Annotated in this window: 23 protein-coding genes; 16 read left to right on the top strand and 7 right to left on the bottom strand. The window is 68.3% G+C overall.

Annotated elements, in window-relative coordinates; genetic code table 11:
- Positions 1–21: 21 nt before the first annotated feature.
- Together L942_RS44580 and L942_RS31720 are read left to right on the top strand one after the other, a co-directional pair.
- Entirely contained in the window at positions 22–348 is a 327-nt protein-coding gene (locus L942_RS44580; RefSeq protein ID WP_158684563.1) for a hypothetical protein, read from the top strand.
- A gap of 208 nt (positions 349–556) precedes the next feature.
- Positions 557–1,108: a hypothetical protein gene (locus L942_RS31720; RefSeq protein WP_037367448.1), complete on the top strand. Its 552-nt coding sequence runs from the start codon at positions 557–559 to the stop codon at positions 1,106–1,108.
- Positions 1,109–1,128: 20 nt separating this feature from the next.
- On the opposite strand, the gene L942_RS31715 is transcribed toward L942_RS31720, so the two are convergent.
- The 5 genes from L942_RS31715 to L942_RS31695 all read right to left on the bottom strand — a co-directional run bounded on the left by L942_RS31715 (position 1,129) and on the right by L942_RS31695 (position 5,239).
- Positions 1,129–2,706, bottom strand: coding sequence for a hypothetical protein (locus tag L942_RS31715; RefSeq protein ID WP_158684562.1), 1,578 nt, complete (start codon positions 2,704–2,706; stop codon positions 1,129–1,131).
- A gap of 48 nt (positions 2,707–2,754) precedes the next feature.
- On the bottom strand, positions 2,755–3,090 hold the full coding sequence (locus L942_RS31710) for a hypothetical protein (RefSeq protein WP_037367447.1): 336 nt from the start codon (positions 3,088–3,090) through the stop codon (positions 2,755–2,757).
- A gap of 36 nt (positions 3,091–3,126) precedes the next feature.
- Positions 3,127–3,861: a S1 family peptidase gene (locus L942_RS31705; RefSeq protein ID WP_037367446.1), complete on the bottom strand. Its 735-nt coding sequence runs from the start codon at positions 3,859–3,861 to the stop codon at positions 3,127–3,129.
- A 124-nt stretch (positions 3,862–3,985) separates the two neighbouring features.
- On the bottom strand, positions 3,986–4,741 hold the full coding sequence (locus L942_RS31700; protein ID WP_037367445.1) for a S1 family peptidase: 756 nt from the start codon (positions 4,739–4,741) through the stop codon (positions 3,986–3,988).
- A 123-nt stretch (positions 4,742–4,864) separates the two neighbouring features.
- Positions 4,865–5,239, bottom strand: a complete 375-nt coding sequence (locus L942_RS31695; protein WP_037367444.1) for an FKBP-type peptidyl-prolyl cis-trans isomerase — start codon at positions 5,237–5,239, stop codon at positions 4,865–4,867.
- A gap of 173 nt (positions 5,240–5,412) precedes the next feature.
- On the opposite strand from L942_RS31695, the gene L942_RS31690 reads away from it, so the two are divergent.
- From L942_RS31690 to L942_RS31675, 4 genes are all read left to right on the top strand, one after another.
- Positions 5,413–8,631 (top strand): penicillin acylase family protein, encoded by a 3,219-nt coding sequence (locus L942_RS31690; RefSeq protein ID WP_051166382.1) that lies wholly within the window; start codon positions 5,413–5,415, stop codon positions 8,629–8,631.
- A gap of 137 nt (positions 8,632–8,768) precedes the next feature.
- Entirely contained in the window at positions 8,769–9,800 is a 1,032-nt protein-coding gene (locus L942_RS31685; RefSeq protein WP_037367443.1) for a trans-sulfuration enzyme family protein, read from the top strand.
- Positions 9,801–10,037: 237 nt separating this feature from the next.
- Positions 10,038–10,754: a hypothetical protein gene (locus L942_RS44575; RefSeq protein WP_037367442.1), complete on the top strand. Its 717-nt coding sequence runs from the start codon at positions 10,038–10,040 to the stop codon at positions 10,752–10,754.
- A complete protein-coding gene (locus L942_RS31675) occupies positions 10,754–11,350 on the top strand; it encodes a class F sortase (protein ID WP_037367441.1) in 597 nt (198 codons plus the stop codon). The genes L942_RS44575 and L942_RS31675 overlap by 1 nt, the downstream gene beginning before the upstream one ends.
- A 1-nt stretch (position 11,351) precedes the next feature.
- On the opposite strand, the gene L942_RS31670 is transcribed toward L942_RS31675, so the two are convergent.
- The gene (locus L942_RS31670) at positions 11,352–12,089 is read right to left on the bottom strand and encodes a FadR/GntR family transcriptional regulator (protein WP_037367440.1); all 738 of its coding nucleotides are present in this window, start codon (positions 12,087–12,089) and stop codon (positions 11,352–11,354) included.
- A 149-nt stretch (positions 12,090–12,238) separates the two neighbouring features.
- Here L942_RS31670 and L942_RS31665 point away from each other — a divergent pair, with 149 nt between their 5' ends.
- From L942_RS31665 to L942_RS31630, 8 genes are read left to right on the top strand one after another with little or no spacing between them, the layout of a single operon-like run.
- Positions 12,239–13,729: an ABC transporter substrate-binding protein gene (locus L942_RS31665; RefSeq protein ID WP_037367439.1), complete on the top strand. Its 1,491-nt coding sequence runs from the start codon at positions 12,239–12,241 to the stop codon at positions 13,727–13,729.
- On the top strand, positions 13,726–14,670 hold the full coding sequence (locus L942_RS31660; protein WP_037367438.1) for an ABC transporter permease: 945 nt from the start codon (positions 13,726–13,728) through the stop codon (positions 14,668–14,670). The genes L942_RS31665 and L942_RS31660 overlap by 4 nt, the downstream gene beginning before the upstream one ends.
- On the top strand, positions 14,670–15,485 hold the full coding sequence (locus L942_RS31655; RefSeq protein ID WP_037367437.1) for an ABC transporter permease: 816 nt from the start codon (positions 14,670–14,672) through the stop codon (positions 15,483–15,485). The genes L942_RS31660 and L942_RS31655 overlap by 1 nt, the downstream gene beginning before the upstream one ends.
- Positions 15,482–16,216, top strand: a complete 735-nt coding sequence (locus L942_RS31650; RefSeq protein WP_037367435.1) for an ATP-binding cassette domain-containing protein — start codon at positions 15,482–15,484, stop codon at positions 16,214–16,216. Before L942_RS31655 ends, L942_RS31650 begins: the two co-directional genes overlap by 4 nt.
- On the top strand, positions 16,213–16,980 hold the full coding sequence (locus L942_RS31645; RefSeq protein WP_037367433.1) for an ATP-binding cassette domain-containing protein: 768 nt from the start codon (positions 16,213–16,215) through the stop codon (positions 16,978–16,980). Before L942_RS31650 ends, L942_RS31645 begins: the two co-directional genes overlap by 4 nt.
- Positions 16,973–18,397, top strand: a complete 1,425-nt coding sequence (locus L942_RS31640; protein ID WP_037367432.1) for an aldehyde dehydrogenase family protein — start codon at positions 16,973–16,975, stop codon at positions 18,395–18,397. The genes L942_RS31645 and L942_RS31640 overlap by 8 nt, the downstream gene beginning before the upstream one ends.
- The gene (locus L942_RS31635) at positions 18,394–19,152 is read left to right on the top strand and encodes an SDR family NAD(P)-dependent oxidoreductase (protein ID WP_037367431.1); all 759 of its coding nucleotides are present in this window, start codon (positions 18,394–18,396) and stop codon (positions 19,150–19,152) included. Before L942_RS31640 ends, L942_RS31635 begins: the two co-directional genes overlap by 4 nt.
- Before the next feature lie 15 nt (positions 19,153–19,167).
- On the top strand, positions 19,168–20,553 hold the full coding sequence (locus L942_RS31630) for an amidase (protein WP_037367430.1): 1,386 nt from the start codon (positions 19,168–19,170) through the stop codon (positions 20,551–20,553).
- On the opposite strand, the gene L942_RS31625 is transcribed toward L942_RS31630, so the two are convergent.
- The gene (locus tag L942_RS31625; protein WP_037367429.1) at positions 20,546–22,249 is read right to left on the bottom strand and encodes a toll/interleukin-1 receptor domain-containing protein; all 1,704 of its coding nucleotides are present in this window, start codon (positions 22,247–22,249) and stop codon (positions 20,546–20,548) included. The genes L942_RS31630 and L942_RS31625 overlap by 8 nt on opposite strands.
- Before the next feature lie 58 nt (positions 22,250–22,307).
- Between L942_RS31625 and L942_RS44570 the strand changes: the two genes are divergently transcribed.
- Positions 22,308–22,754, top strand: coding sequence for a hypothetical protein (locus L942_RS44570; protein ID WP_051166380.1), 447 nt, complete (start codon positions 22,308–22,310; stop codon positions 22,752–22,754).
- Positions 22,754–23,378 (top strand): hypothetical protein (locus L942_RS31615; protein ID WP_063695824.1); only part of this gene is annotated, 625 nt, incomplete at its 3' end. The genes L942_RS44570 and L942_RS31615, both read left to right, overlap by 1 nt.

The raw sequence follows: 23,378 nt of genomic DNA, 5'->3' as shown, positions 1-23,378 counted from the left end.
GCCCGCGCTGAACCGGGACCCGTGGTCGACCGTGAACGTGAAGCGAATCCGCTGGTCATCCCGGAACAGGCGGCAAACCTCGAGCAGCTTGATCGCCGAAGTCCAGGTGCGCACGACCCCGAGCACGACGACCGGGTCGAAGGTCCGCCACCTGCTTTGCTGCTTTGCTGCTTTGCTGCTTTGCTGCTTTGCTGCTTTGCTGCTTTGCTGCTCAATTCAATTCTACCAAATCCGTCCCGGAATTCCTTGCTGAAACCTTACCTGCACCTGATCGTGGTGAAGGACTGGACACGGACCGTGACGTTCCCGATAGGCTGGTCGGACCGGCTGGGCGGAGAGGCACTGTGAGCGACGGCAATCACCTGGACGGTCAGGCGGACAAGGTCTTCCAAGCGCCTATGTCTACGGTGACGCGCATTTCCACGGGCCGCAGCAGCCCACGGCACCGGCCTTGCGGGTCTAGGCACCGCCGGCGCATCACCGGGAACACCAGCCGCAGCTCGATCTGCTGATCGAGATCTATGACGCGGCGCTGGACCGGGTCGCGATCGCGATCGTGTTGGGCGCGCTGGGCAGCGGACGTACGACGTTGTGCGAAACCTGGCTGCACCAGAACCAGGAGCGGTTTGACCGGTCCTACCAGGTGCGTGTGGGCCATCGTGCGGGTGCGGACGTGCTGGCCGAGCTGCTGGCGAAGCTGGGATACGGGCTGGACGAGATGCCGGCGAGTCTCGAGGCGCGCAGAGCGATGTGGCAGTCGCGGACCGCCGAGTTCAAGGTCGCGCTGCTGATCGACGACGCGTTGAGCGCCGCGGAAGTCACGGCGCTGCTGCCGACGCATCCCGGCTCGTATGTGCTCGTGGTCGGATCGGGACTGGAAGTGTTGCGTGCCCGGTATTACGTTCGGGATGTCGAGCTGAAGCCGCTGAGCAACTCGACTCGCTGGTGGAACAGCTGCGCATGCACCGTGAACGCATCGCCGCGTTGTGGTCGCGTGCGGAGGCAGCGCTCGCGCGAGGCTACCGCGATCAGGCGAAGGCGCACGCGAAAGATGCGTTGGACATCGCTCAGTGGCACGATTTCACGGCCTAGGCTGCTGATCTGCTGACCTGGATCGAACAGATCTGACTATCCATAGTGGACGGTAAGCCGCACCTCGTGTTTGCGGCCGCCCGCGGTGAAGGGCAGTTGTTCGGGGAAATCGAGGCCCAGCACGTCGCGGTTGTACAGCAGCGACGGCACGGCTTGCGGCAGGTCGGTCCCGGTGAAGGACACGACCCGGCCGTCGCGGCTGCCGGCCAGCCAGCCTGATCCGGCGGGGCAGGCGGCCCACTCGCAGCCCGGGAATTCGGCGAGGGTGAGTGCGATCCATCGGCCTGGGTCCGGGAAACGGTCGCCCAGCACGATGTCGGCGCGGCGGAGCAGGCGCGGGTCGGGGCCGTCGACGTGGACGACCAGGTGTGCGTCGACGGTTTCGGCGGCGAATCTGGTGACTTCGTCGCCGCGCACCTGGATCCACTGTGCACCGGGTTCTGGGCGTTGGACGCGCGGCAGCGGGAACGCGGTGAACCCGGCTGGTTGAGCTGGCGCGGTCAGGCGAAGCGTGCGGTAGCCGAGGTCGGTCAGGAGAGCCGCGGACTGTCCGGGGACGCTGGTGGCGAGTTCGGTCGCGGCGACGAGCGCTGGTGGCTGGGCCGCGGTGCGCAGCTGGTCCGCCAGGTTTTCCTCGGTCAACCGAGGGGCAGCGCGCAAGAGGGCGGCTACGGGGGAGTCCGGGTCGACGGCTTCGTGAGGTGCGGCGGCCAGCAGGACCGGGTTTCCCAGGCAGGCGGAGTAATAGGTGACGGAGCCGTGGTCGCCGATGGTGACGTCGGCGGCTACTGCCGCTGGTTGCCACAGGTCTTCTTCTGGAAGAACGATTACGCCCGCGCGTCGGCACTCTCGCAGCCACATTTCCAGCTGCCACGGGTAATGGCCCTGGCCGATGTTGGGATGCAGAGCCAGGACGACGGCGAATTCGTCCAGCGGCAACTGCCGGGCAATGCGTCCGGGGAGGTCTGGGCCGGATCCGTACGAGGAGAGCTGGCCCCAGGTCGATGAGATCAGTACCAGGGTTTGCTCGCCGGTGACGCCTAGGGCTTGACGGTAAGATTCGCGCAGTTCCCGGGCGTCTCGCAGGCGGTCCAGGCAGGAATCTCCGGCGATGACGGCGTGGTCGGCGGCTTCCGGACAGTACCGGCGCAGCCGGGTGAGCTGTTCGGGATGCGACAGGACGTGATGTTCGGCGATCACCTCGCCGTCATGCATCAGCCATTGCTCGGACAACCCGAAAACCGTTTTCCCGCAACCGGTTTCCAAGAACTTGTTGTAACCCATTCCGTGCGGCAAAACAGTCAACGGAGCCCGCAATTCATGCAAATCTCCGCCGTAACTAGCCGCCAGTGCCCAGTCGAAGTCTTCCAGCACGACGTCTTCCCACGGTTCCAGCGGGATCCCGCGCGCCGCGAGGTACTCCTGCGTCCCCCGGGTGAACGCGCTCGAGTCCGGGCACGTGAACACCACCTGCAGCCGCGGATCCCCGGCGAACAGCGGCAGCACGTCCAGGAGCCGGGTGGCTGCGGTGACGTTGTGCACTACCGCAAGCAGCGTCCGTTCCGTGGGCACGGTGCGCCATCGGCGCGGCACCGGGAAAGACGACGAAGGCACGGAGAGCGATCCTACCGATCGCGCTCCGTGCCGGTCGTCGGAAAAGGCTCAGAGGCTGATATTGCCTTGTACGTCACGCAACTGAACGACCTTGGCCCCTTCGGCCACGGTGCCCACGTGGTTCGTCACCCCGCCGCTGCGGGCCTCCTGGTGCACCTCGAACTCGGTGCGCAGCGCCGCGCCGAATTCCGGGTCCTGGCGGCTGACCTCGTCCAGGCGTTCGGCCAGTGCGGTTACCGTGGCCGGGTCGTCCGGAGTGGCCGCCTCCAGTTCCGCGGTGGCCTTGCTGTTGCCGGAGAACTTGCGCTTGACCAGGTCGTACAGCCCGGTCGCGGCCTTCGTGGCCAGTGCGGTGGCGACAGCGGTCAAGATCGGCTCGGGCATGCGACTCTCCTCAGGTCGACGGCCCTTCCACGGTACTCACTTCGCGTGCTGGTCGATCCAGTCGGCGACGACGTCGATGCGCGACGTGGTTTCCGCGCCGGTGTGCGGACAGTCCGGGCCGTTGTTCTCGATGGAGATCAGCTTGCCGTCGCTGAAATACGGTGCGCCGGTGTCGTAGGCGCACGCGCTGGTGGACGGCGAAGGCGCGACGCCATGGATGCCGACTGTCGTGGCGCCGACCGACGAGATCTTCATCGTGCCCTGCTGCAACTGCTTGGACGGCACCGGATTCTGCGCCGTCCGGCTGCCCCAGCCGGCCAGCGTCACCTGTTGTCCGACGCCGGGCACCAGGTGGTTCACGGTGAGCGGCTTGACCTCGGTGACCGGGCTGTCCAGCTGCGCCAGCGCGACGTCGTTCGGCCCGGCTTGCAGCACCTGCGTCACCTTGCGCTGGATGCCTTTCTCCTTGGTTTCGTCGACGAGACCAAGCGACACCGTCGTCGGGTACGGCACCGGGCCGGACACTCGGTTCTTGTTCGCGTCGTGGAAACAGTGGCCGGTGGTGACGATCCACTGCGGTGCGACGAGCGCTGCCGAGCAGAAGCTCGAGTACGTGCTTCCGTTCGGCAGCGGAATGCCGGTCATGCTCAGTTTCGCGGCGAAGCCGAATTGGCCCGCCGGGACGTCAGAACCGTTGGCGACGGCCAAGGCCGGGCTCGCGGTGAGGATGGGCAGTGCAACTGCTGCGGAGATCGCGGCGCGGACGCGCATTCTGTCCCTTCGTCCGGGTCATCGGCGGATGCCGATGAACTCGGCCTTCCACGCTAACGACACCGTTCGCACCGCGGAATTCCCTTGATGGGCGACGAAAACCGACCGATCGCGGGACTTGTCTTCACGCCGTGTGGGTGGCGATCCAGTCCGCGAGGATGTCGACGCGCGCGGTGGTCTCAGGCGTCGAGTGCGGGCAGTCCGGGCCGGTCGACTCGACCGACACGAGACGGCCGGAGATGCCTTCGGCGACGAAGTACGGCGCGCCCGAGTCGTAGCTGCACGCGCTGGTGTCCTGGTGCGGGGCGATCCCGATGACGCTCGCGGTGGTGGCGTCGGAGCCGACGACCTGCATCGCACCCTGCTGCAGTTTGTCCGACGGCTTCGGGGAAACCTCGGTCAGGCTGCCCCATCCGGCGAGGGTCACCTGCTGACCGGTGACCGGCGCGGACGGCGAAACGGTCAGCGGCGCGATGTCGGTGACCGGGGTGTCGAGCTTGGCCAGCGCGACGTCGTTCTTGCCCGCCTGCAGCACCTCGGTGACCTTGCGCCGCTCGCCCTTGCCCGGCTCGTCGGTGGTCGCGCCGAGAAGCACTGAAGTCCCGTACGGCACCGGGCCGGAAACCGGCTTGCGGTTGATGTCGTGGAAACAGTGTCCCGCCGTGATGATCCACTGCGGCGCGATGAGGGAACCCGAGCATCCGCTCGAATAGGTGGTGCCGTCCGCGCGCGGGATGACGGGCATGGACAGCTTGGCCGCGAACGGATATTCGCCGGGCGCCACATCGTTGCCGTTCGCTACCGCGGACGCGGGTGCCGCGAAAGCCAGCGCGGCTCCGGCGGCGAGGAAGGCAGCGGAAAGGGCAGCACGCAAACGCATGAAATATCCTCCGGAAGACGACTACTCAAGGCGAACGTTAGGCGCCTTCCGTTTCCCCTGAAAGGGGGAACAGCCGGGGCTGCCCGATCGGGCTTTCCCGGCTGCCCGCGTTGTCCGTGAAGATCAGCCCACGCCGACGAGATCGACGACGAAAATCAGCGTTTCGTTCGGCGCGATCACGCCGCCCGCGCCGCGTTCGCCGTAAGCCAGGTGCGGCGGGATCACCAGCTGGCGGCGGCCGCCGACCTTCATGCCGGTCACGCCGTGGTCCCAGCCCGGGATGACCTGGCCGGCGCCGAGCTGGAATTCGAGCGGCGCGCCGCGGTCATACGACGCGTCGAATTGCGCGCCGGTGGAGTGCGAGACCCCGACGTAGTGCACGCTGACCGCGTTGCCCGGCTTGGCCTCGGGGCCGTCGCCGACCGTGATGTCGTTGACCTGCAGCTCGGCGGGCGGCGGTCCGTCCGGGCGCTCGACTTGGGGCTTTTCCACGCTCATGGGGCTCACCGTACCTATCGGGTACTCCCTGCGCCGGGTGGAGTCGGGTGGAGTACCGCCGGATGGACTACTCCCAACGAGGGGATAAACGCGAAAAGTCTTCACATGTGCCCTACCCGTCGGTAGCGTGCGCTGGGTCACCCTGGGGCATCCATCGTGGACGGAGCTGTGGCATGCGACGACGCATTCCCATCCTGGCCGCGGGCGCGGTAGCCGTGCTCACGGCCGGCCTAGTGCAGATCGGGACCGCGGCACCGGCGTCCGCCGCGTTGCCCGGCAACGACTTTTGCGCGGGCCAGTGCAACGACATCCTCCCGCCGGGCGAGAACGGCAGCGCGACGCTCGCCGAAATCCTCGCCAACAAGGCGTTCGGCACCCAGCCCGGGCATGCCGACGACCAGCTCGGCAAATACGCCGACCTGGCGGGCGGGTACAAAACGCTGACCACCGACACCATCGGCAAATTCTTCAACGACTCGTCCTTCGGCGTTCCCGCCGACCAGGTCGCGAGCACGATCAAACCGCGCGAAGACGTGACGATCACGCGCGACAAGGCCACCGGCGTCCCGCACATCCAGGGCACGACGCGGTCCGGCACCGAATACGGCGCGGGATACGCGGCGGCGCAGGATCGCTTGTGGCTCATGGACATCATGCGCCGGGTCGGCCGCGGCCAGCTGACCTCGTACGCCGGCGGAGCGGAAGCGAACCGCGAGCTGGAGCAGTCCTTCTTCGCCTCCGCGCCCTATACCGAGGAAGAGCTGCAGCGGCAGATCGACGCGGTGGCGGCGAGCGGTCCGCGCGGCAAGCAGGGCCTCGCCGACGCGCAGGCGTACATCGAAGGCATCAACAAATACATCACCGATGCGCACAACGGCCGGTACTTCCCCGGCGAATACGTGCTGACCGGGCACGTCGACGCGATCACCAACGCGGGCACCATCGAACCGTTCAAGCTCACCGATCTCGTCGTGCTCGCCTCGGTGGTCGGCGCGCAGTTCGGCGCCGGCGGTGGCGGCGAGGTGCAGAACGCGGTCGCGAAGCTGGCGCTGCAGGAGAAATACGGCGTCGAACAGGGCGAGAAGGTGTGGCAGAGCTTGCGCGCCGCGGACGATCCTGAGGCCGTGAAGACCCTGCACGACGGGCAAACCTTCCCGTACGGCACCACTCCGGCGAACCCGCGGGGCGCGGCGTTGCCGGACAAGGGCTCGGTGACGAATCAGCAGATCGTGTTCGACCAGACCGGTTCGGCGGCTTCCGCGAACTCCGCGAAGGTCAAGGTTCCCGCGCCGAAGGACCAGGAATCCGCGCGCGGCATGTTCGACAACGGCGTGCTTCCGGGCAACATGCTCAAGGAAAAGCACGGCATGTCCAACGCACTGCTGGTATCCGGCGCGAAGACCGCCAGCGGGCATCCGGTCGCCGTGTTCGGTCCGCAGACCGGGTACTTCGCGCCGCAGCTGTTGCTGTTGCAGGAAATCCAGGGGCCGGGCATCAGCGCGCGGGGCGCGTCGTTCGCCGGGCTCAGCATGTACGTGCTGCTCGGCCGCGGCCAGGACTACTCGTGGAGCGCGACTACGGCGGCGCAGGACATCATCGACACCTACGCGCTGCCGCTGTGCGACCCGAGCGGCAAACCGGCCACGAAGGACTCGAACTACTACCTCTACCAGGGCAAGTGCCTCCCGATGGACACCGTGGAGCGCAAGAACTCCTGGTCGCCGACCGTCGCGGACGGCACCGCCGCCGGGTCCTACACCCTGCGCAGCTACCGCACGAAGTACGGCCCGGTGACCGCGCGGGCGACGGTGGACGGGAAGCCGGTGGCGTACTCGTCGCTGCGGTCGTCGTTCCTGCACGAGGTGGACTCGCTGATCGGGTTCCAGGAGTTCAACGACCCGGGCTTCGTCAAATCGGCCGCGGACTTCCAGCGCGCCGCGAACGACGTCAACTTCACCTTCAACTGGTTCTACGCGGATTCGAAGGACATCGCGTACTTCAACTCCGGCGCGAACCCGGTGCGCAATTCCACTGTGGACCCGATGATGCCCGTGTGGGGAGACCGAGGGTTCGACTGGAAGGGCTGGAACCCGGCGGGCAACCAGGCCGAGTACACGCCCGCGGCGCAGCATCCGCAGTCGGTGAACCAGGACTACTACATCAGCTGGAACAACGCGCAGGCAGCCGGCTACGCGTCCGGCGGTGCGGACAAGTCCGCCGTGCACCGCGGCGATCTCCTCGACGCCCGCGTCAAGGCGCTGCTTTCCAGCGGCACCAAGGTGACCCGGGTGAACCTGACCCAGGCGATGGAGGACGCGGCGCTGGCCGACCTGCGGGCGGAGAAGGTGCTGCCGCTGCTGTTGCAGGTGCTCGACCAGGCCCCGCTCACCGGTGCCGCGGCCGACGCCGAGGCGAAGCTGAAGACGTGGATGCAGCACGGACACCAGCGCGTCGAGTCCAGCCCGGGCAGCAAGACCTACAACGACGCCGACGCGATCCGGATCATGGACGCGTGGTGGCCGCTGCTGGTCACCGGCGAGTTCAAACCGGCGATGGGCGACGACGCGTTCGGCGCGATGACGAACGTGCTGCAGATCAACGAAAGCCCGTCCGGGTTCCAGAACGAGACGCCGGGCAAGCACGTCGGGCAGCCGCACCAGGGTTCGGCGTATCAGCACGGCTGGTGGGGCTACGTCAGCAAGGACCTCCGCACCGCGCTCGGCCAGCCGGTGGCGGGCCCGCTCGGCGCGAAGTTCTGCGGCGGCGGCGACTTGACCGCGTGCCGGCAGATGCTGATCGACTCGCTGACCACGGCGGCCGGCCAGCCCGCGAACACGGTGTACCCGGGCGACGGCGACTGCTCGGCGGGCGACCAGTGGTGCGCCGACACGGTTATCCAGCGTCCGCTGGGCGGCATCTCGCACGGCAAGATCAGCACGCAGAACCGGCCGACCTTCCAGCAGGTCGTGGAGTACCCCGCGCACCGCGGCGACAACGTCTCGAACCTCGCGGCGGGCAAGCCGGTGAACGCTTCGAGCGCGGAAACCGGGTTCTACCCCTCCCCGGCCTCGAACGCGGTCGACGGCAACCCTGGCACGCGCTGGGCGAGCGACTGGAGCGACAACCAGTCGATCACCGTGGATCTCGGCTCGGTGCAGCAGGTTTCGCGCGCGGTGCTGTCGTGGGAGAAGGCGTACGGGAAGGGATACCGGATTCAGCTGTCCACGGACGGCACGGACTGGCACGACGCCGCGGTGGTGACGGACGGGAACGGCGGCGTGGACAACGTCTCGTTCGCGCCCTCGGACGCGCGGTTCGTTCGGATGCAGGGCGTCACCCGCGGGACTAAGTACGGGTATTCGCTGTACGAATTCGAGGTCTACGCGCACTGACCTCGGCAGTGATGGACCGCCCCGGCCAGCGGGATCGGCCGGGGCGGTTCTTCGCGTTGATCACCAGGTGGAACGCCTGACCACCTGGTGATATTCATCGCCTGCCGTCCGAGCGGTCGCGAAGTTACCGTGTCCGCATGGACGACTGGACTCCGCGGACCCGCGCGATCGCGGCGGGCCGGCCGCACGGCCCTGGCGAGCCGCTGACCACGCCGATTGTCGCCACGAGCACCTTCGAGGCCGGCGGCGACGCGGTGTACGCCCGCTCCGACGGCACGGATACCTGGGCGGCCTTCGAGGAGGTCGTCGGCTCACTGGAAGGCGGCACTGCGGTCTCCTTCGCGTCCGGCGTCGCCACGTTGTCCGCGGTGCTGGATGCGCTGCCGGTCGGGTCGACGGTCGCGGTTCCGTCGTTCAGCTACGCCGTCACGCGCGGAGCTTTGAAGCACGCGCAGCAACTCGGCCGCCTCACGGTCACCGAATTGGAGCCGACGGACACGCAGGCGTGGCTCGAGTGCGACGCAGATCTGCTGTGGCTCGAATCGCCGACTAACCCGACGCTCGACGTGATGGAGATCGAGACCATCGCGCGCGGCACGCGTGGACGCGTGGTCGTCGACAACACCTTCGCGACTTCGCTGCATCAGCAACCACTGTCGCTCGGCGCGGACATCGTGGTGCACAGCGCGACGAAGCTCATTGGCGGACACAGCGACCTTCTGCTCGGCGTCGCGGTCGCAGCCGAGCAGAACATTGTGGACGAGCTTCGCGCAGCGCGGACTCGGGTAGGTGCGACACCGGGTGCGCTCGAAACGTGGCTTGCGTTACGCGGGTTGCGGACGCTTCCCGTGCGTCTTGCCGAGCAAACTCGCACCGCACAGCTGCTGGTGTCCCGGTTGGCGGAACACCCGGCGGTAACCAAGGTGCGCTACCCCGGTTTCGGAATGATGGTGGCGTTCGAGGTCGCCGATGCCGACGCCGCCGACAAGGTGTGCGCGAGCGTCCGGTTGATCCGGCCGGCGACGAGCCTCGGCGGCGTGGAAAGCCTGATGGAACGGCGGGCGTGGCTGCCCGGCGAGGAGCGCGTGCCGCCGGGGCTCATCCGGTTTTCCGTCGGATTGGAAGACCCGGAGGACCTGTGGCGGGATTTGCTGACCGCACTCGGCTGATTTCCGCCATTTCCTCACGAGGGCTGGGCGGGTTGCCTCGCAACTGTTACGGTATGGGCACGACGGGCCGGAATTCCGGCAATCGGGCGGAATCATCGCTCACGAGAAGCCGTTCGTTACCTCTTTCCCCGGTGTTGTTAATCACCAGCTAAAGGGTTACCCCTATGGGCTGATTCCCCGGCAGGATCAGCGGGCGCGGTGGGGGTCATCGCGCCTTTCCTCAGAGGGGTAATCACCTTGAAGACGACCCTGGGCAGACTCGCGGGCGCTGTGCTCGCGGGCGCCCTGATCAGCCTTGCCGTCGTGCCTGCCGCGAACGCGGACGAGACCTCGACGTCGGTCTCGGTCCCTGCCGACCCGACGGAGACCACCCCGGCCACGCCGCCGGCCAGCGAAACCGCCACGCCGCCCACCGAGACCAGCGCGCCGACCGAGACCGGTGCGCCGACGGAGACGGGCGCGCCGACCGAGACGGGCAAGCCGACCGAGACCGGCAAGCCGACCGAGACGGGCAAGCCGACCGACACCGGCAAGCCGACCACGCCGACCTCCTCGGAGACCTCCACGCCGGAGGAGCCGCCGTACGTCGACGACAGCGGCTACGGCGTCGACCTCGACGAGAACCTCGGCGTCGTCGTGATCGCCTGCGCCGCGGGCGAGCCGACCGGCCTGCGCTCCAACGACTTCGACCTTCTCGAGGGCCCGCACCAGGACGAGACCGACGGTCGCTACTGGGAGTGGCTGGTCAAGCGCCACGACGGCGTCTCCTTCGACAGCGGCACCGTGCGCGCGGAATGGACCTGCGGCGGCAAGCCGACCGACGGCGGCACGCTTCCCCCGGCGGGCGGCGCGGGCGCGGGTTCGGCCGGCACCACCGGCGGTCACGGCGGCTCGCAGGTGAAGTACGCGCCGAAGCACGGCATCGAGACCGGCTTCGGGGGCATGGCCGCCTGATGACCAGGAAGTACGGGCAGGGCGTCGCTCTCGCGGGCGCTCTGCTCCTCTCCCTCTCGCTGAGCGCGTGCGGTTCGGACGCCCCGGCGGCCCCGGCCGCGCAGGCCCCGGCCAGTGCCGCGGTCCCGGTGACCAAGCCGTTCACCGGGCTGCGGCCGACCTCGGTCGAGATCCCGAAGATCGGCGCGAAATCGTCGCTGATCACCGTCCTGCCGAACAAGGACGGGCAGATTTCGGTTCCGTCGGTGAAGAACCCGATGCAGGCCGCGTGGTACCGGCTTTCGCCGGTGCCGGGGGACGTGGGCCCGGCGATCGTGCTCGGGCACGTCGACGGCGACCACAAGCCGGGCATCTTCTACAAGCTCAAGGACGTGAACCCGGGCGACGAGGTCGACATCGAACGCAGCGACGGCAAGAAGCTGAAGTTCGTCGTGGACCACAAGGAACAGGTCCCCAAGGACACGTTCCCGACGCAGGCCGTCTTCGGCAACACGGACAAGCCGCAGCTGCGCCTGATCACCTGCGGCGGCGCGTTCGACCACGCCGAGCACAGCTACAAGGACAACATCGTGGTGTACGCGAACCTGGTCTCCTGACTCAGGTCAGCAACGGAGTGAGCAGCGTTCGCTGGTCCTTCGGCACGTATTCCGCGTAATTGTCATACAGCGCTTGCCGCGCCAGCCGCGCCGCCGACTCCCCGTCGGCGGCGCGGATCGCGTTCAGCACCTCTTCGTGGTGGCGCAGCCACGAGCGCATCAGCGTGCCGCGGTCGTTGGCGTGGCTGAGCTTGTCCTCGATCAATTCCAGCACCACCCCGCGGACCACTTCGCCGCTGACGACCAACAGCGGATTCCGCGACACTCGGGCAATGACGTCATGGAATGCGACGTCTGCCCGGCTGAATTCGGCGTATCCGTCCGCCGCGGCCATTCCTTCCAGCGCGACATCGAGCGCGGTCAAATCCTCGGCGGTGCGCAGTTCCGCGGCCAGCAGGTGCGACGAACCGTCCAGCACCATCCGGAATTGCAGCAGTTCCGCGAGGCCGACGTGTTCCGCCCGGGCCAGCCGGTGCATCGACCGATGCAGCGCACGCGGCGACGCGGCCAGCACCTCGGGGCCGCGCGGATCGCCTGGCCGCGACCGGATCAGTTCGGCGGCCTGCAGCACCCGCAGTGCCTCGCGCACGGTGGACCGGCCGACGCCGAACTGGGTCATCAGCTCTCGTTCCCCGGGCAGCCGTTCGCCGGGTTTGAGGCGGCCGCTCACCACGGCTTCCTCGATCTGCTCGACGATCCGCTCGTAGGCGCGGACCGGAGCCACCGGTTCGAACTTCATCTTGACCTCGGTGTCTGCCGGATGCGAGTCTGCCTAGGGTTACTGGTCAGACCAGTGTACTGAGTTGGAGGCGGCGTGGGCATATCATCGCGACAGCCTGCTCGCGACGCCGACTGGGTGCGGGTATCCCGCAGGGCACAGGAGGCGGAATGAAAGCCCGGAGCACTGCTGCGGCCCTGGCGCTGCTGCTGGTGGCTTCCGGCTGTTCGGCAGGCTCCAGCGCGAGTGTTTCCCCAGGTCCGGACACGCTTTCCGTCGGATACACGGCGGAGCCGGCGAACTTCGACTTCACCCGTTCCGACGGCGTGGCCATCCCGCAGGCGCTGCTCTACAACGTCTACGAGGGCCTGGTGAAGCTCGATCCGCAGGGCCGGATCGTGCCGTTGCTGGCGAAGTCCTGGACGATCAGCCCGGATCGCAAGACCTACGATTTCCAGCTCCAGCAGGGCGTCAAGTTCAGCAATGGAGCGCCGTTCACCGCCGCCGACGTCCAGTTCTCGCTGATGCGGGTGAAGACCGACTGGACGATCTCGCTCAAATCGGCGATGGACGTCGTGGACCACGTCGAGGTCGTCGCGCCGGATCACGCGCGCGTCGTGCTGTCGAAGCCGAGCAACGGCTGGTTGTTCAGCCTCACCAGCAGGCTCGGTGCGATGTTCAGCCCGACCGGCGTCGCGGATCTGGCGAACCATCCGGTCGGCACCGGACCGTACGAGGTCGCCTCGCGTCGCCGGGGAGATTCCATCGTGCTGCGGGAGAATCCGCGGTACTGGGGACGGAAACCGGCGTATCGAACGGTCGTGCTCAAGTACTTCGCCGATCCGACCGCGCTCAACAACGCGTTGCTGTCCAACGGAATCGACGTGATCTCCAACCTCACGTCGGCCGATTCGATCCCGCAGTTCCAGGGCGACGACCGGTTCACCGTGCAGCAGGGCACCACGAACAGCGAGGTCACGCTGGCCTTCAACGGCCGTCGCGCACCGCTCAACGACGTGCGCGTCCGCCGCGCGCTTACTTACGCCATCGATCGAAAAGCCGTGCTGGACCTGGTTTTCAACGGTCGCGGCACGCTCATCGGCAGCATGGTCCCGCCCACCGACCCGTGGTACGAGGACCTGTCGAAGGTCTACTCGTACGATCCGGCGAAGGCTAAGCAGCTCCTCGCCGAGGCCGGCGTGCACGATCTCAAGCTGCGGCTGCGGATTCCGAACCTGCCGTACGCGGTGTCGGCGGCGCAGGTGGTGCAATCGCAGCTGGCGGACGTCGGGGTCACCGCGACGATCGAGCCGCTCGACTTCCCGGCGGTGTGGCTCAAGCAGGTTTTCACCGACCACGACTACGACCTCTCGATCATCCAGCACGTGGAGGCGCGCGACATCTCGACGTTCGGAAAGCCGAAGTACTACTGGGGTTATGACAACAAGCGGGTGCAGCAGCTGCTCGCCGCGGCGGACAGCGGCACCCCGCAGGAGCAGGTGGCGGACATGAAGGAGGTCGCGCGGCAGATCAACACCGACGCGGCCGCGGACTGGCTGTTCCTGTTCCCGAACGTCGTGGTCGCCAAGAAGAAGGTGACCGGACTCGCGCGCAACCAGGTCAGCGAATCCTTCGACCTGACCGGGGTGAGGCCGGCATGACCGCGCGCGTGCTGCGGCGGCTGGCCGTGTTCGCGGTGAGCCTGTTCGTGGCGTCCATTGTGGTGTTCCTGTTCATGGCGGTGCTGCCGGGCGATCCGGCGCAGGTCGCGCTGGGCGTGAACGCGACGCCGGAGCTGCTCGCGAAAACGCGCGCCGAATTCGGCATCGACCGGCCGCTGGTCGAGCAGTACCTGAGCTGGATGGGCGGGGTCCTGCACGGCGACTTCGGCCGGTCGTACGTCACGCGCGAGGCAATCAGCCCGCAGCTGCTGGACCGGCTCGGCGTCACGTTGTGGCTGGTCGGCGCGGGGATGCTGGTCGCGCTGGTGATCGCGCTGCCGGCGGGCGCGTTCGCCGCCGTACGGCACCGGAAGGCCAGCGGCGTCGCGGTTTCCGGACTCTCGCAGGTCGGCGTGGCGATTCCGGCGTTCCTCGCGGGCATCATCCTGGTGCAGATTTTCGCCGTGCAGCTGCGCTGGCTGCCGAGCGGCGGATGGACACCGCCAAACCAGGATGCGGGCGAGTTCCTGCGCGGTCTCATCCTCCCGGCGTTGTCGCTCGGCCTGGTGCAGGGCGCGGTGCTCACGCGGTATGTCCGCTCCGCAGTGCTCGACACGCTCGGCCAGGACTACCTCCGCACCGCCCGCTCCAAGGGTCTCCTGCCTGGTCAAGCGCTGTTCCGGCACGGGTTGCGCAACGCTTCCGTCCCGGTCGTCACCGTGCTTGGCCTGCAGCTGACGACACTGCTGATCGGCGCGGTCGTGGTGGAGCGGGTGTTCGTGCTGCCCGGTCTCGGCAGCATGCTGCTGGACGCGGTCGCGCGGCGCGATTTGCTGACCGTGCAGGGGATCGTGCTGGTGCTGGTGGCCGGGGTGCTGCTGGTGAACTTCGTGGTCGACGTGCTGTATTCGGTGCTCGACCCGAGACTGCGGGGGTCCTGATGCGCCGCAACGGAAATCTCCTGCTCGGCGGGATTCTGGTCGCACTCGTCGTGGTGGCGGCGCTGGTGTCGTTCGGGTGGACGCCGTACGACCCGGTGCAGGTCAACGCGGCGGACCGGCTGCTCGGGTTTTCCGCGGACCACCTGTTCGGCACCGACAAATTCGGCCGCGACGTCTTCAGCCAGATCCTCGTCGGCGCGCGGACCACGCTCTACGTCGGCGTCGTCGCGGTCGGCATCGCGGCGGTGCTCGGCACCCCGCTGGGCGTACTGGCGGCGATCGCTCCCCGCTGGCTCGGCGAGTTCGTGATGCGGGTGAACGACCTGGTGCTCGCGTTTCCCGCGCTGTTGCTGGCGATCATGTTCGGCGCGGTGTTCGGCGCGGACACGCTCACCGCGATGGCGGCCATCGGCATCGCGACCATCCCGTCGTTCGCCCGGATCGCGCGGTCCGGTGCGCTGCAGGTGATGAGCAGCGAATACGTCCTCGCGGCGCGTGCGGGCGGCCGGTCGCGGACGCGGATCGCCTGGTCGCACGTGCTGCCGAACATCGGCGGACTGCTGATCGTGCAGGCTTCGGTGTCGTTCGCGATCGCGGTGCTGGCCGAGGCGGCGCTGTCGTTCCTCGGATTCGGCACGCGACCGCCGACGCCGTCGTGGGGACGGATGCTGCAGGAATCGCAGGAACTGCTCACCGCGCATCCGCGGCTGGCGCTCGTGCCCGGCGTGGCGATCGCGCTGGCGGTGCTCGGGTTCAACCTTCTCGGCGACGGTCTGCGCGACCGTCTCGACCCCCGATTGGCGGCGCGGGTATGACGCTGACGGTGGAGAACCTGCGGGTCGCGGACCTGGTGCGGGGGATCTCGTTCGAACTGGGCGCGGGGGAACGGGTCGGGCTGATCGGCGAATCCGGGTCCGGGAAATCGCTCACCGCGCTGTCCGTGCTGGGCCTGCTTCCGGAAGGGTTGTCGGCCACCGGTTCGGTGCGGCTCGACGGCCGGGAGTTGCTCGGCGCACCGGAAAAGGAGCTGTCCCGGTTGCGCGGCAACGGGATGGCGATGGTCTTCCAGGAACCGATGACGGCGCTGAACCCGGCGATGCGGATCGGACGGCAGGTCACCGAGCCGTTCCGGGTGCACGGCCGGCGCGGGCGTCCGGCGGAGGAGCTGCTGGCCGCGGTCGGATTGCCGGGCGTCGCGCGGGCGTATCCGCATCAGCTCTCCGGCGGACAGCGGCAGCGGGTGGTGCTGGCGATCGCGCTGGCCAACGACCCGGCGCTGCTGATCTGCGACGAGCCGACCACCGCGCTGGACGTCACGGTGCAGGCGCAGATTCTGGCGCTGATCAAGGAGCGGCTGTCGGCGGAGAGTTCGCTGCTGTTCATCACGCACGATCTGGCGGTGGTGGCGCAGATGTGCGACCGGGTGCTGGTGATGCTCGACGGGTCCATTGTGGAGCATGGCTCGACACGCGAGGTCTTGACCGCGCCGAAGCACGCTTATACGCAGCGGCTGCTGGCGGCTTCCGACCTGGAGGGCGCGCGATGATCTCGGTACGGGAGCTGGAGCGGCGGTACCAGCGGCGCGACGTGCATGCCTTGCGCGGCGTGAGTTTCGACGTTTCGGCTGGTGAGCGGTTCGGGATCGTCGGCGAATCCGGGTCTGGCAAGTCCACGCTGGTCCGCCTGCTCGCCGCGCTGGACCGGCCGACCGCGGGCACGGTGTCGTTCCAGGGCAAGCGGATCGACTCGTTGCCGGAACGGAAACTGCGGTTCCTGCGCCGGGAAATGCAGATCGTGTTCCAGGACCCGATGGGCTCGCTGGACCCGCGGATGCGCGTGCGGGACATCGTGTCCGAACCGCTCGGCCGCCGGTCGCCCGAGCGCGTCGCCGAATTGCTGACCGCGGTCGGGCTGCCGGAGGACGCGGCGACGCGGTACCCGCACCAGTTCTCCGGCGGGCAACGCCAACGGATCTCGATCGCCCGTGCGCTCGCCCCGAATCCGAGCGTGCTGATCGCGGACGAACCGGTGAGCGCGCTGGACGTTTCGGTGCGCGCGCAGATCCTGGACCTGCTGGCCCGGCTGGTCGACGAGTTCGCGCTGACGCTGATTTTCGTCTCGCACGACCTCGGCGTGGTACGGCACGTGTGCGATCGCGTCGCGGTGATGCGGCGCGGGGAGATCGTGGAAATCGGTGCGGTCGACCGGGTTTACGCCGCGCCGGAGCACGAGTACACCCGGGAGCTGCTGGCCGCCGCGCCGAATCTGCGGACCGAACTGGCTCGGTTGAAGGGAGAAACGGATGCCTGACTACCCGGACGGCCTGCCGATCGGTCCCGGCTGGGTGTCCACAGCGGATACCGCGGACGTCGTTTTTCCCTATGACGGCAGCGTGATCGGCACCGCGCCGGTCGGCACCGCCGAACTCGCTTCGCGCGCGGTGGACGAGGCGGTGGCAGTGGCGCGTGAGGTCGCTTCGCTGCCTTCGCGGAGCCGTCGGGCATTGCTGAACGACGTGGCTTCGGCGGTGCGTGAACGGCGGGCGGAATTTGCGCAGCTGCTCGTGCTGGAGACCGGAAAACCGCTGGTCGACTGCCAGGTGGAGGTCGCGCGGACGATCGTGACCTGGGAGGCCGCGGCCGAGGAAGTGGCACGGCTCCATGGCGAAACGGTGCCGCTCGATCTGCTGCCGTCCGGGGACGGGCTGGTCGGGTTCTGGAAGCGCAAGCCGATCGGCGTGGTGGTCGGCATCGCGGGGTTCAACTACCCGCTGCTGCTGGCGTCGCACAAGATCGCCCCCGCGATCGCCGCGGGCTGCCCGGTGGTGGTGAAGCCGGCCCCGCAAACCCCGCTGGCGACGCTGTGGCTGGTGCACCTGGTCCGCTCCCGCACCGGGCTGCCCGCGATGGTCCAGCTGGTCACCGGAGACGCTCCCGTCGGATCGGAGCTGGTCACCGACCGGCGGATCGGTGCGGTGTCCTTCACCGGTTCGGCCGCCGTCGGCCACCGGATCGCCCGCGACGCCGCGCCGACGAAGACCCTGCTGGAACTGGGCTCCAACGCCGCGCTCGTGGTCGCCGAGGATGCCGACCTGGACGCGGCCGCGGACGCCGTGCTGCGCGGCGGATTCTACGCGTCCGGGCAAGCCTGCATTTCGGTACAGCGAGTGCTGGCCGTTTCGTCGGTTGCTTCCGAGTTCACCGGCAAGGTGCTCGCACGGCTCGGTGAAGTGACCGTGGGTGACCCGCGTTCTCCGTCGACGAGGGTGTCCGCACTGATCGACGAGCGCTCGACCGCCCGGGTCGCCGAGTGGGTCGACAAAGCGACCGCGGCGGGTGCTCGGTTGCTGGCCGGTGGTTCGGTGCGGGACGGAGTGCTGGAACCGACGGTGCTCGCGGACGTCCCGGACGGCGTCGAATGCTGGGACGAGGAGATCTTCGGCCCAGTCGTCTGCCTGCGCACCGTGTCCGATGTGGACGAAGCATTCGCCGCGGTCAACGCGTCGCGGTACGGGTTGCACGCGAGCGTGTACAGCCGCTCGCTGAAGACCGCGTTCCGGGCGCTGGACGAGCTGGAGGTCGGCGGGGTAGTGGTGAACGAGGTGCCGGGTTTCCGGTCCGACACGATGCCGTACGGCGGGGTCAAGGACTCCGGGATCGGCCGGGAAGGGCCGCGCTTCGCGGTGGAAGAGCTGACCGTGACCAGGATGGCGGTGCTGCGCCCGTGAACTACGCCGGACTGTTCCGAATGGACGGTCGCCGAGCCGTCGTGCTCGGCGCGGGCAGCGGGATCGGCCGCGAGGCCGCCCGAGCGCTGGCCGCGCACGGTGCGTCGGTGATCTGCGCGGACCGTGACGTCGCCGCTGCTCGGGAGACCGGCGTCGGCGAGGCGTACGAGATCGACCTGCTCGCGCCGGGTGCCGTCGCCGCTGCCGCGACCGAACTGGGTCCGCTGGACGCCGTCGTGCTCACCGCTGCCACCAACGTCCGGAAACGCCTGCTGGACTACACGCGCGAAGAGTTCGACCGCGTAGTGGAGCTGAACCTAGGCGTCGCCTTCGAGGTGCTGCGCGCGTTCGGGGCCCCGATGGTCGCACAGGGCCGGGGAAGCATCATCGGCTTCTCTTCGATCCGCGGTACTACTGTCGAACCCGGCCAAGGCCCGTACGCAGCAACGAAGGGCGGCCTAGTGCAGCTCTTCCGCACAGCGGCCGCTGAGTTCGGGCCGTCCGGCGTACGCGTCAACGCCATCGCCCCTGGCGTTGTAGAGACACCGTTGACCGCACAGATCAAAGCGCGTCCCGAGTGGTACGACGCCTACGCCCAGAAAGGCGCCCTCGGCCGCTGGGCGCGCGCGGACGAGCTGGCTGGCGCTGTCGTGTACCTCGCTTCGGACGCTTCGACCTTCGTCACCGGCTCCGTCCTGGCAGTCGATGGCGGCTGGACCGCAGTCGACGGCCGCTTTGACCCACCCGCTTCGTGAATCGGAGGTTCCGCGATGACCGAATTGGCCGACCTGACCGCTAACGAGCTGGTAGCCGGGTACCGCGCGCAGACGTTCTCGCCGGTTGAAGTCACCGAAGCCGTCCTCGCGCGCATCGACGCTCGCGAACCCGAACTGCACGCCCTGTACGCGTACGACGCCGCTTCAGCCCGCGAAGCAGCGAAGGCGTCCGAAGCACGTTGGCACGCCGGTGAGCCCTCGGGTCCCATCGACGGTGTCCCTCTGACGCTGAAGGAAAACATCGCCTCCGCAGGTGTCCCCACGCCGTTAGGCACCGCCGCCACAACGTTGACGCCCGCTACCGCTGACGCTCCCGCCGCGGCGCGCGTACGCGAGTCAGGTGCAGTACTGCTGGCGAAGACGACCATGCCCGACTACGGCATGCTCACCTCCGGCCTCTCGAGCTTCCACGCTGCTTCGCGCAACCCGTGGGACGTCACGCGCACTCCCGGCGGCTCCAGCGCTGGTGCCGCGTCCGCAGCCGCCGCGGGCTACGGACCCTTGCACGTCGGCACCGACATCGGCGGCTCCATCCGGCTTCCGGCCGGTTGGTGCGGACTAGTCGGCCTGAAACCCAGCTTCGGCCGCGTACCGGTCGACCCGCCCTTCCTCGGTCGAGTCGTCGGCCCCCTGACCAGGACTGTCGCCGACACCGCGCTGCTGATGAGCGTCCTGGCGCAGCCTGATTCGCGAGACCACCTGAGCCTGCCGCCAGCTTCCATCGACTGGATTTCCCTGGGCGGTTCCCTCGCCGGCCTCCGCGTCGGCCTCCAGGTGGACCCCGGCGTCGGCCTCCCCGTCGCCTCAGCGGTCGCCGACGCGATCACCGCCGCGGCCGAGTTGTTCGCTGGTGCGGGTGCGACCGTGGAACCCGTCGCCCCCTTCCTGACCCGCGAACACCTGGACGGCCTGGACACTTTCTGGCGCGTCCGAGCCTGGTCCGACCTGGCCGTGCTCTCGGAGGACCAGCGCGCGAAAGTATTGCCGTACATCGCGGAATGGGCCGCCGGGGGAGCGAATACGTCCGGTGTGGACACTTACCGAGGCTTCGCCGCCATCGACGCGATCAGCGTGGCGGCCCTGCGCGCGACCGAACCGTACGACGTGGTCCTGTCGCCGACCTGCCCAGTCCTGCCCCCGCCCGCCGACTGGCCCTCCCCGACGAACGACCCGTCGCGGCCGTTCGAACACATCGCGTTCACCGTGCCGTACAACATGTCCGGCCAGCCCGCGGTATCGGTGAACTGCGGCTACACGCCGGAGGGCTTGCCGATCGGGTTGCAGATCGCGGGCCGCCGGTTCGCCGACCTGGAGGTCCTGCGGGTGGCGGCGGAGTTCGAAAAACTGCGCGGGGAACAGCTTCCCTGGCCGGTCAGCTGAGCGGGTTTCCGCTCAGCACGGCCAGTTTTGCCGCAACCTCGGCCACTTCGCTCTGCAGGGTCGCGAGGTCGGTACGCATTTCGGCCTGCATCGGCCAGGCGAGCTCGTGGTCGCGACTGCCGATTCCCGGCGGCCGAAGGTCGTGGTGATTGTCCAGCCGCGGGTGCCATCGGGACAGGAACGGCCGCAGAATCTCTTCCCGGAGCTGATGGATGAGAGTGCCCAGTCCTGGCCTTACCGGCGTCGAGGTGCGAAGGACGTCCGGGTCGACCTCGCCGCTGATCTGCCGGAGGCGGTCGAACAGGGCGTGGAGCGACGCGAGTGCCCCACGCAGCAGACCTTCGCTGTCCGGCAGTTCGCGCAGTGCGATCCGGCTCGCCAGCTCGTTGTGGATCCGGTGCGCGGTCCGGCGTTCGGCCTCGTCCAAGTCCGATCGCCGCCTCGGGGCGATGGCGATGTGCGGCGGCCGGGTGCGGTCGGCAAGGAGTTTCACCGCCGCCTTGCGCACTTGCTCGGCTCGGCCCGGCCGGGAGTCCTTCTGGTGCAGCACGAGTCTGAATGCCGGAGGCAGCGCGAAATGCCCGACTCCGTCGTCGACGAGTACCCCGGTGGCGAGCAGCTCGGCGAGGCCGTCGTCGATCACAGCCGGTCCGACCGCTCTGGCCAGGATGTCGTTGAGCAGATCTCGGGTCGCGTGCTCCGGGGCGATCGCGACGAATGCCCGGACCAGGTCCCAGCCGGATTCGCCAGTGCGGTGCAGCGCGGGCAGAAGCCGTTCGGCCAGAGGTTCCAGCAAGGGCGAGCCGAATCTGTGCAGCCGGTCGAGCACGGAATCCGGGCTCCCGGAGAACTGGACGGCGAGCCGGTGCGCCAGGCCGGTGCTGCCTTTCGCGGCCGTGCGCAGCATCGGCTCCAGGTCCAGTTCGTCGTCGCGCAGATCGGTCAGTTCGATGGCTGTGCCAAGTTTCGCCAGGCGCCGGTCGCGGGTCAGCAGCAGGACGGACGTCTCGTCCGGGAGCCGATCTGGCGGAGCGGTCACGTCGTCGAGCACGATCAGGTCACCGGCGGCTGCGGAGGGAGCATTGCCGAGGAAAACGCGGTGGTACAGGTGGCCAAACAACTGCAGGTAGGCGTGGGCGAGCGTGGTCTTGCCGACGTCGACAACCCCGTGGACGACGGCGGTTCCTCCGTGGCGCAAAGCTGAGTGCAGCTGCCACAATTCCGTCCACCGGCCGGTGAATTTGGCCAGCGCGGGCAACCCGGCGGACGGCGATTGGCTCCCGATCGGTCCCCGCAGCGCGGCACTGCGCGCCCGCACGGCGTCGACCAGGTCCGCCACCGCGGATTCCGTCACCGGATGGCCCGGCAACAACACCTCGCGGATTTCCCGCGGAGTCAGGTGGTCGACACCTGGCTCGGGATTCACCGCAAGCACGCGTTCGGGACCGGCCAGGTACGCAGTCACGAATTCTTCCTGGCAAGCGCGTCGCGACCCGTAGCTGCGGCTGTAGTAAGCGAGCAGCACCCGGGAGTGTTCGAGAGAGTGGCGCACCCGGTCCGGAATGGACTCGAACAGCCGGATTTGCTCGGTGTCCAGGAACACTCGAAGTCCCGCGCCTTCCAGCGCCGTCGCGATGCGCTGCACGGCCGCCGCGTCCGTCCGGTCGTAGCTGACGAACACATCCCAGTCCGGCACTCGGCCCTCCCCTCCGAGGCGGCTGCCATCGCTGCCGCCGACACCTAGAATGCCGAATATGAGCGAGTCCGAGCGACCTGACCGGTCCCTGGCCTGGAATTTGCACGTCGAATTGGCCAGCCGGGTCTCCGCGGTCCGCCTCGGCCCGGACGAAGGCTTGCTGTCGGAGGCGCTCAGCAGCCTCTACCAGGTCTTCACCGAAGCCCGCCGCGCGCTGGCCGAGCACCCGCCGGAGCAGTCGCTGACGTCGGATTCGTTGCACCAGGTGGTGTTCCGGCTGCTCAACGACGGATTGCGGCCGTTCCTGGCCAAATGGCATCCGCTGCTCGACGCCCATCTGGAGCGTCGTCCGCCGAACTCGTCCCAGTTCGAGCACGAGAGGGCCTGGGACCAGGCCGGGCAACTGCGCGCTGAACTGGCCGACCTGCAAGTCCTGCTGCGCGACGCGACCGAACGCCTCGCTGAACTCGCCGGTGCCGGTTCGCTCCTTGTGGCGGTGCGGTGATGGGCAGGCGAACCAGGCAGTTCCGGCCGCGCGAGGTCGGCGTGAAACTCAAGCTGCCGTTCGTCGGCGAGATCAGCGGTTCCTGGACGCCGCACCAGGCCGAGGCGAAAGCGGCCTGGGAGCTGTACGTCGAACTGGCGACCCGGATCTCAGTGGTCAAGCTTCGCCGGGACGAAGGCCTCGCGCGGGAAGCACTGAGCAGCTTGTACACGTTGTTCGGCACGACCAGGGAGATCCTGCGCAAGTACGGTCCCGAAGTTTCGCCGCGGGACAGCGCGGACGCGATCACGTTCGGCAAACTCGCGCTGACGGTGCTGAACGTGGCGGTGCGCCCGTTGCTGGCGCGCTGGCACCCCCGCCTCGGCGCGTGGGAAGCCACCCGCACGGATGGCGTGGCTCCGATCGACCACGAGAACGCATGGGAACACATCGAAGAACTGCGCGCGGAAATCGAAGCCGTTCGGGTCGCGCTGTTGCAGGTCGCCGAATTGCTGGCAAACGTCTCTGGTGCCGCCCCGTTGACTCCGGACTCCCGGCTCTTGGGCGAGCTCCAAAAAGAACGGGGGGTGTCCCTATGTTGTTGTCAAGCGGCAGCGGGGGTACTGGTCGGTTCGGGGTGCCGGT

The sequence above is a fragment of the Amycolatopsis orientalis DSM 43388 genome, assembly GCF_000411975.1.
GTDB classification, from domain to species: Bacteria; Actinomycetota; Actinomycetes; order Mycobacteriales; family Pseudonocardiaceae; genus Amycolatopsis; species Amycolatopsis orientalis_D.
This window is presented reverse-complemented; position numbering and strand designations above follow the sequence as displayed.